This is a genomic window from Bacillus sp. BB081, assembly GCF_008368895.1.
Taxonomy (GTDB): domain Bacteria; phylum Bacillota; class Bacilli; order Bacillales; family Bacillaceae_G; genus Bacillus_A; species Bacillus_A wiedmannii.
In genome coordinates this window covers 42415-50090 of sequence record NZ_QOZX01000003.1, presented here as the reverse complement: position 1 = coordinate 50090, position 7676 = coordinate 42415, and the positions used below count along the sequence as shown (strand labels likewise).

Annotated in this window: 10 protein-coding genes; 2 read left to right on the top strand and 8 right to left on the bottom strand. The window is 32.2% G+C overall.

Annotated elements, in window-relative coordinates:
* Positions 1–2265: transglycosylase domain-containing protein (locus tag DN394_RS02685; protein WP_149293585.1), on the bottom strand; the 2265-nt coding region annotated here is incomplete at its 3' end.
* Positions 2266–2730: 465 nt separating this feature from the next.
* Between DN394_RS02685 and DN394_RS02680 the strand changes: the two genes are divergently transcribed.
* Positions 2731–2940 (top strand): KTSC domain-containing protein, encoded by a 210-nt coding sequence (locus tag DN394_RS02680; protein WP_046955725.1) that lies wholly within the window; start codon positions 2731–2733, stop codon positions 2938–2940.
* A 62-nt stretch (positions 2941–3002) separates the two neighbouring features.
* On the opposite strand, the gene DN394_RS02675 is transcribed toward DN394_RS02680, so the two are convergent.
* From DN394_RS02675 to DN394_RS02655, 5 genes are all read right to left on the bottom strand, one after another.
* The gene (locus tag DN394_RS02675; RefSeq protein ID WP_046955724.1) at positions 3003–3215 is read right to left on the bottom strand and encodes a YqaE/Pmp3 family membrane protein; all 213 of its coding nucleotides are present in this window, start codon (positions 3213–3215) and stop codon (positions 3003–3005) included.
* A 207-nt stretch (positions 3216–3422) separates the two neighbouring features.
* Positions 3423–4100 (bottom strand): DUF6944 family repetitive protein, encoded by a 678-nt coding sequence (locus DN394_RS02670; RefSeq protein ID WP_097916242.1) that lies wholly within the window; start codon positions 4098–4100, stop codon positions 3423–3425.
* A 209-nt stretch (positions 4101–4309) separates the two neighbouring features.
* Complete coding sequence (locus DN394_RS02665) at positions 4310–5017, bottom strand: SDR family oxidoreductase (RefSeq protein ID WP_001189474.1); 708 nt, start codon at positions 5015–5017, stop codon at positions 4310–4312.
* A 132-nt stretch (positions 5018–5149) separates the two neighbouring features.
* On the bottom strand, positions 5150–5329 hold the full coding sequence (locus DN394_RS29270; RefSeq protein ID WP_223266021.1) for a hypothetical protein: 180 nt from the start codon (positions 5327–5329) through the stop codon (positions 5150–5152).
* Between the two features lie 62 nt (positions 5330–5391).
* On the bottom strand, positions 5392–5727 hold the full coding sequence (locus DN394_RS02655) for a hypothetical protein (RefSeq protein ID WP_001066867.1): 336 nt from the start codon (positions 5725–5727) through the stop codon (positions 5392–5394).
* Positions 5728–5936: 209 nt separating this feature from the next.
* On the opposite strand from DN394_RS02655, the gene gerPF reads away from it, so the two are divergent.
* Complete coding sequence (gene gerPF, locus DN394_RS02650; RefSeq protein WP_001141565.1) at positions 5937–6152, top strand: spore germination protein GerPF; 216 nt, start codon at positions 5937–5939, stop codon at positions 6150–6152.
* A gap of 217 nt (positions 6153–6369) precedes the next feature.
* On the opposite strand, the gene DN394_RS02645 is transcribed toward gerPF, so the two are convergent.
* A complete protein-coding gene (locus DN394_RS02645; protein WP_149293584.1) occupies positions 6370–6705 on the bottom strand; it encodes a YolD-like family protein in 336 nt (111 codons plus the stop codon).
* Between the two features lie 524 nt (positions 6706–7229).
* A complete protein-coding gene (locus DN394_RS02640; RefSeq protein WP_000864293.1) occupies positions 7230–7448 on the bottom strand; it encodes a hypothetical protein in 219 nt (72 codons plus the stop codon).
* Positions 7449–7676 lie beyond the last annotated feature (228 nt).

Genomic DNA, 7676 nt, shown 5'->3' with positions numbered 1-7676 from the left:
TCCGTTATTCGCTGGAGGTGTCGTTCCTTGGCCATTTCCATTATTTTGTTCATTTTGTTTCTTTTCTTCTTCTTGTTTCTTTTGCTCTTCTAGTTTCTTTTGTTCTTCTAGTTTCTTTTGTTCTTCTTGCTTCTTAAGATCCTCTTGTTTCTTTTCTTCTTCTTGTTTCTTTAATTCTTCTTGCTTTTTCTCTTCTTCAGTTTTTTGCTGTTGATCTTGTTTTGGTTGTTCCGTTGTATCTGGTACGCTCGTATTTGGAGAAGAATCACGTTTTTCCCCTTTTATACGTAGCTCACTACCTTCTTGAATTACACTACTTGGCATTTTAAATCTTGATTTATCTGTAGCCATCTCGCTCATCATTTCTTTAAAGATCAACTGTGCAATTTTCGTATTTTTACTACTAATATACTCGTCTTTACCATCTTTCATATACCCAGTCCATACTGCCATCGTATATTGCGGCGTATAACCTGCAAACCAACTATCACGAGTTGCACTTTCTGGAATTTTATATTGAGCTAATTGTTTTGAAGCATAGTTTGTTGTACCTGTTTTTCCAGCTACATCTAAAGAACTTATATTTGCCGCTGTACCAGTACCTGATGTCACTACTGAACGAAGCATATCAGTAATCATATATGCTGTAGAGTCAGCTATAACTTGTTTTGGTTTTTGCTCAAAACTTTGTGACTTGCCGTCTGGATAAACTATTTTCTTAACAAAATGCGGTTTTGCATACTTTCCACCATTTCCAAATGTCGCATAAGCACCCGCCATTTCAGTTGGTGATACTTCGTTTGTACCAATAGCTGTAGATTCTGCCAGCGGTTTATTAAATGTAATACCTAATTTCTCAGAGAATTCCTTTGATTTATTAAGTCCTACTTCTTTTGCAGTTTTAACTGCTGGAACGTTACGTGACATTTTTAACGCTTCACGCATAGTAATTGGGCCTAAATGACTTCTGTCCGCATTTCGAAGTTCTTGTCCAGTTGAATATTTAAATGGAGAATCATCAATTTGATGATACGTAGCCCATTTTAAGTATTCAATTGCAGGACCGTAATCAAAGATTGGCTTCATCGTCGAACCAGCTGCACGATCTAATTCAATTGCCATATTATGCCCTTTAAATACTGCTTTATTTTCACCGCGTCCACTACCTATAGCACGAACCTCACCTGTTTTCGTATCCATAAATGTGAAAGCACCTTGGAATTTATCATTTGGATAATTAATAATATTTGTATTTAAAATATTATCAGCTAATTTCTGTGCTTTTGGATCCAAAGTTGTATGAATTTCTAAACCATCTGAGCCAATATTAGCATCGGGCAATTCTTTTTCTACTTCTTTCACAACTGCATCCATAAATGCAGGATATGGCATTGCTTGAAGTTCAGTTGCAGGTTTAAGACCATCTGTTACTGAAACTTTCGATGCTTCTTCCATTTCTGCTTTTGTAATATAACCATGTCGATTCATTAATCCTAGTACAACATTTCTTCTTTCTGTTGCTCTTTGAACATTTTCTGGTTTCGATGGATCATAGTTATTTGGTGCTTTCGGTAACCCTGCAAGCATCGCAACTTCTGGTAATGTTAAATCTTTCAATTCTTTACCATAGTAGTTTTGTGCTGCTGTTGCGATTCCATATGAACGATTTCCTAAATTAATTTTATTTAAATACATTTCTAAAATTTCATGTTTTGAATATTGTTGTTCTAGCTTATACGCTAAATATATTTCTTGAACCTTACGTTTTGATGTTTTTTCCATCGATAAGAAGTAGTTTTTAATAACCTGCTGTGTTATCGTACTTCCACCTTGTGAACCGTAATCTCCTTTAAGACTCACCAAAACAGCACGGGCAGTACCTTTAAAGTCTACTCCACTATGCTCATAAAAACGTGCATCTTCAGTTGCTAAAAATGCATTTTCTACTAATTTAGGAATTTGATCATACGTAACATTCGTCCGTTTTTCTTTCCCGTATTCATATACCAAATCGCCATTTTTATCATAAATTTTTGAGGATAACGGATTAACAAGTTTTGCTTTCTCAAGTTTTGGTGCATCCTTAATCATTACGAAGAAGGTAGCAACCCCCGCCACTAAACCAACAATACCAAGTAATAAACAAGTAATCAAAAACTTACGAAAGAATGATGTTTTACCTTTTGGTTTTTGTGTTTTAGACGCTGGCTGTTTTTTCTTTTTAACTTGTCGTCGCTCCTCTCGAGAACGATAATTTTCTGACATGTTACTTTCTCCTGCCTTTCAATTCTCCCGTTGATTTACTTAAAAATATTGAGGTCACTTTCTAAAATGAATTTAATTAAGAAAGTATATTGACCTGGAGCATTCAATATTTTCCTAATTCACAGATTATAAATTTTAGAATTCTTCTTATACAAACTATTTTCACTTCTATTTTCCTAATAATGCTGCCCCTTGAAGCATAGAATGTAAAAAGTGAATTTTTCATACCTCGTATAAATAATATACCTTTTTTTCAAATGGTCAATATTTTCTTATTTATAAATCAAAGGTGAAATAAAAATAGCACAATGATATGTACTTCGTGTGAACTTTCTTATCATTACGTATAACGAACATTTAATATATTGCATATAAGTATAATACCGCTTTAATTATAAGGATTTCAACACTACAACCTCAACATCTACAAGAAATTATTAAAAATGAAAAGTGAGGAGTTGCATAATGATGAAGTTATCTCCCGTGAGTTCCAAAAATATTGTTGCTGTTGGCTATAATCCTTTTTCTATGATTTTACGCATTCAATTAAAGAATGGAACGTATGATTTCTTTAACGTGCCTGAAAACATTTACACCGGTTTATTAAGCGCACAGTCTAAAACTAATTATCACAATACTTATATTAAAAATTCTTACCGCTATACTAAAATTTAAACAGAATGAAAAAAAGAAAGGAGGTAGTCCCCCTTTCTTTTTACAATCATTTCACGACTTAGCTACCTTCTATCCCTCTTATTCATTTCATCATATGCTCGAATTTGTTTTTTTAAACGCCGATCTGCTTTTTTATCATGTACAACTAATATCGCATGTATAACTCCTGGAACCCAAAATATTAATGTTAATAGGAAGTTAATTATCGCTTGAAATGGTTTGCCGCAAAATAATACGGCTACAGGTGGCAGAAGAATTGCCAATAAATACATCATCTCTTGAAAACTCCTCATTTTGTATTTTTATCTCTCTTCTTTTCAAACGCTCACAAAACCAATTATTTTTATATTTCATACATTCCAATTAAGCATGAAAAACTTTTCTACTCTTATATATTCTATTCATATGCCTAAAAACCTACTACTTCAATCTTACCACGTATGTAAAATTGAAATTTCCCTACCTTTATCAAATGTGTATTTTCATATATTTATTTTTTCTAATTTTTCTTCTTCCTCTATTATAGTTAATCCAATTGCAGAAATAATAGTTCCTATTGCTTGTATCCAAATACCAATGAGGGCTATTATCTTCTCATCTTTCTTATCTTTCTTATCTTTCTTATCAACCATACTGCCCTCATTTTCTATTTCATTCTTTGATACATTAATAATACCTTGATACGCTTGAAGTCCCGCACCTAAACTTTGCAAAGAATTACCTAGTATTATAATTCTCTGTATTGCTTTCATCTGAAGCAAAGCTGCTTCTACTCCTAAAAAAGCACCAATCGATTGTAAACTGTTCCCGACAATTATGAGATAATCATTCTCTTTCAATTGTTTATTTATATTAAAATATGTTCCTATTACATTTGATATATTCCCTAATGCTAATAATTCAATGCCCATTTTATCAAGCATTTCACTTTTATTCTCCAAACACATATTTTGATTTTCTCTTTCAGCTTCATCTCCGGTATCATTACTCGCTATTATTTGTAATATATAACCGAGGGCTTGTAATGAGCTTCCTACAATTACAATCTTCGATTCAACTTTCTCTTCTCCAATAAATCCTCTTGTCGCCCCAATAGCCGCAGTAAGATTTCCTCCTACTTGAAACCATGCTCCTGTCACTTTTAAACCGCTTGGATTCATTTTTATCACCTATTTAGAAATTTTCTAGTGCTTTTTTCGCCATACACAAACGGCATCCTTTATCTCATATTTATTTTCTATATGTAATTTTGTGCATTCTAAAACGTGTTAATCATACAAAAAAGCACCTTTAAGATACTTTTTTTAGACAAAGCGTATATCACTGAAAATATGCTAATAAAAAGATACGTATACAATTCAAAATATATTTACATACATTCTGGGCATGTCAATGAAGCTCCATTTTTATCTATTGTTATATTTAATATATATTGAATCGCATGATGTGACCACATTTCAGGTGTGGGTGATTCATTTACATACTCTGGTGCACATGAATACAGCATTGGGGTCCTGATACTTCCGCCCGGATCTAAAGCAACAACAGCCATACCATAGGGTAATTCAAGTGCCATAGATTTCGTGATACCTTCAATTGCAAACTTTGAGGCACAATATGGCGCCAGCTCAGCTTCTCCCTCTCGGCCCCAACTAGAACTCATATTAATAATCATTCCTTCTTTCCTAGCTACCATCGCTGGGACAAATGCCCTAATTACATTTACTACACCATTTACGTTTACATTCATTACATTTTCGAATTCTTGAGCTGTTACTTTCCACAGTGGCGCATTTTTATTAACAATCGATGCATTATTTATTAACAAATCAGGTGCTCTATATCTATGAAGTATATAATTCGCCCAATTACTTACTTGCTGGGAGTCTGAAACATCGATTATTTGAAAATCATGTATATTACCGTAATATTTTTTCAATTCTTCAATTTTATCTTTTGAACGTCCACAGCCATATATATTCCATCCCAATTCATGAAATCGATCAACCATTGCACGACCTAATCCTTGCGTCACTCCTGTAATCATTACAATTTTTCCAGTTTCGTTTCGCTGCATATACCTCTCCTCCTTTATAAAATTTTACACTCTCCCTTTTCATTCAGCCATTTACTAAAGTATCAACTCATTTCATACTTTAGTAGGAGTTTTTATGTAAGCAAAAAGAGTAACCATAACAGTTACTCTTGCTTATATATCAAAAAAGTCATTATTTATTTCGTTATTGCTTTTATATTTCAGCTTCTCTTTCCCGCATTTCTCACACCGATACATAAAAGCTACACCTAGATTACTTCTTTTAAAATCTTCATTATCCTGCATCTTAATAAAACCATATTTATGCTTACAGTGAGATTCATCTGAAAAAATTTCAAACTAATTTTTCATCATAGAACAGTTCACCTCTATGACAGAATCTTCATCTAGTCTGATTACCTATTTTTATTTAAATTCTCAATCTCATTTTGCAACTTTTTGAATTGTTCAAAATGCATAGTGATAGATTGACTATTTCCATAATCAACACTATGCTTCACAAATAAAACACCAGTGTCATGAAAAATTGCTTCCAGTTCTTTTCTGATGGATACTTTCATTATATGTGCTGTTTTAATAGCCGATAAAATTGCAATTTCATTAAACTTTAATTTTATTTCATTTGGACAAAATGCTTCTTCAACCAATATAACTTCATTGCTATAAATAAGTGCAACAAGATTACTTGATTTTGCATCTGTTAAATCTACTTTTTTTATAACATTATTCATTACATTTTGCCTCCTTTGATTTTGTATATATTAATTATACAATTGTATGTTAAAATTAATCGACCTTACATTAATTTTAACATACTTTTATTGTAGGATTAAGCTACACTTCAAACGTTTTACTATTCCACAATTTTTGTTACATGAACCATTTGGACTATAACACCATATAGTAGTATTAACAAATGATTGTAAAGCGGGTGAAAACTATGCCCTCAGTTGTAGGGAATTTAGTTGTACAAAATAGTAACGGTTCATTTAATTTAGGCGATTTCTACAATGTTTCTCCGAAAGAAAATACGAAGGCTTATAATGGATCTGGTGCTTCAAATGTTGGTTTTGTTGTTAATACTTTTAATGGTGTGAGCGCGACTAATACTTTTGATTCTGACCTTGCAGATCAAAACCAAGTAGGTACAGCTTAGTCCTATTTTTTCATCGTACTGTTTAGGAATAATAAATTTGTCTATACTATAATCAGGCTGTTACACAGCTATTATTGATTTTTGGAGTACCCTATCTTTTTCTCCCTTTCCCTGGGGCTTAGCAGCTAGTATGAAGCTAGCTGCTTTTTCTTTTCATTATTTATATCCCTCATCTAACATAACGTAAAGGAAGCTAAAATTGAAATTCCAGCTTCCTTTACGTTATTTCAATAATATCAGAAGTATTAAATACGTAAGTTTTATAAAATGCGTCAGTACATATTACAATGCACTTTAGTGGGTTTATATGCACTACTGTCATATAACTTGTAAGGATGTAACCATCTTCAAAATATGTCACCAATATTTCTTTCTCAGACAATAATGACGTTAATAATTTATCAGAAATTCTCTCTTTTGCTTCGTTTGTTAAGAGCGGTTTTTGTACTTTAAACTTCTCTCCAACAATCTTTCGCATACTTAATAACTGGTCCGACATTACTGTAAATGGAACCCATTCTCTTTCTGCTTTCTGCACCTTTACATCATTCATTTCTTTATCTCCTTGATCATTTATCCATTCTATTTCACACATATTGTTCCTCGATTATTCGTTAATAATTGCTAGGCTCATATTTATCCCGCATTAACAGGTAGTGAAGCTCCTACCTCAAAATCCGCTATATGCGAGGAGGTAAGACGAAAATCAACTGCCCGTAAACGCTTAATTGGTGAAAGCTAATACATAACGGACGATGAACACCCCGCTAATTAAAGTTTCACTTTATTTCTTATTCGTATACTATCTGTACACACAAGAACATTCGTTCTAATTATACACGAACCTACGTTCTTTTGGAATGATTTAAATTATATTTTTATCCATCATTTATTTTTTCTTCATCAAATGAGCTTTTCACTTCTTATATAAAAGTTTTAATTTTTCAAGTTTATTAACCAACTATAAATGAAAGCATATATCATAAAGAACGAACTCACAAAATTTCTATAGAAAAGAGAGCAATGTAAACACTTTCTTTTCGTACATACTGTTTAAGAATACATAATCTCCCCTTACTACATATATTTTGGTTGTACTATTATATGTAATTCCCTCTCCGTTACTGCTTTTTTTGGGTTACGAAAATACTCTAATTCGTATTTTAATACTTCATAGTCAACCATCCCAATCTTAATCCCTTTCGTTTCTTTTAAAATAGCTAATAAGTTACTTATATCTTCATCATGCGATTCAAAAACCTTCCCTCCGCCTTCTCTCTGAAAAATTACTTTCATATTTTCTCCTCCTACATAATATATTTATCTATTAAGTAATTCATTTAAAAGCATTCTTTCTTTATCCTAAAAATTTCATAATAAAAAGAACATCCTTTTTTTAGTAGAATGCTCTGCTTTTCACTTCATTCAGCATCAATATTTTTTCAATACTATTGTATGTTTCATTCTGCAAATTATGTTTATCCACTTCAATAAAGAAAAACTTAAATCAATTCAGGTTTTAAT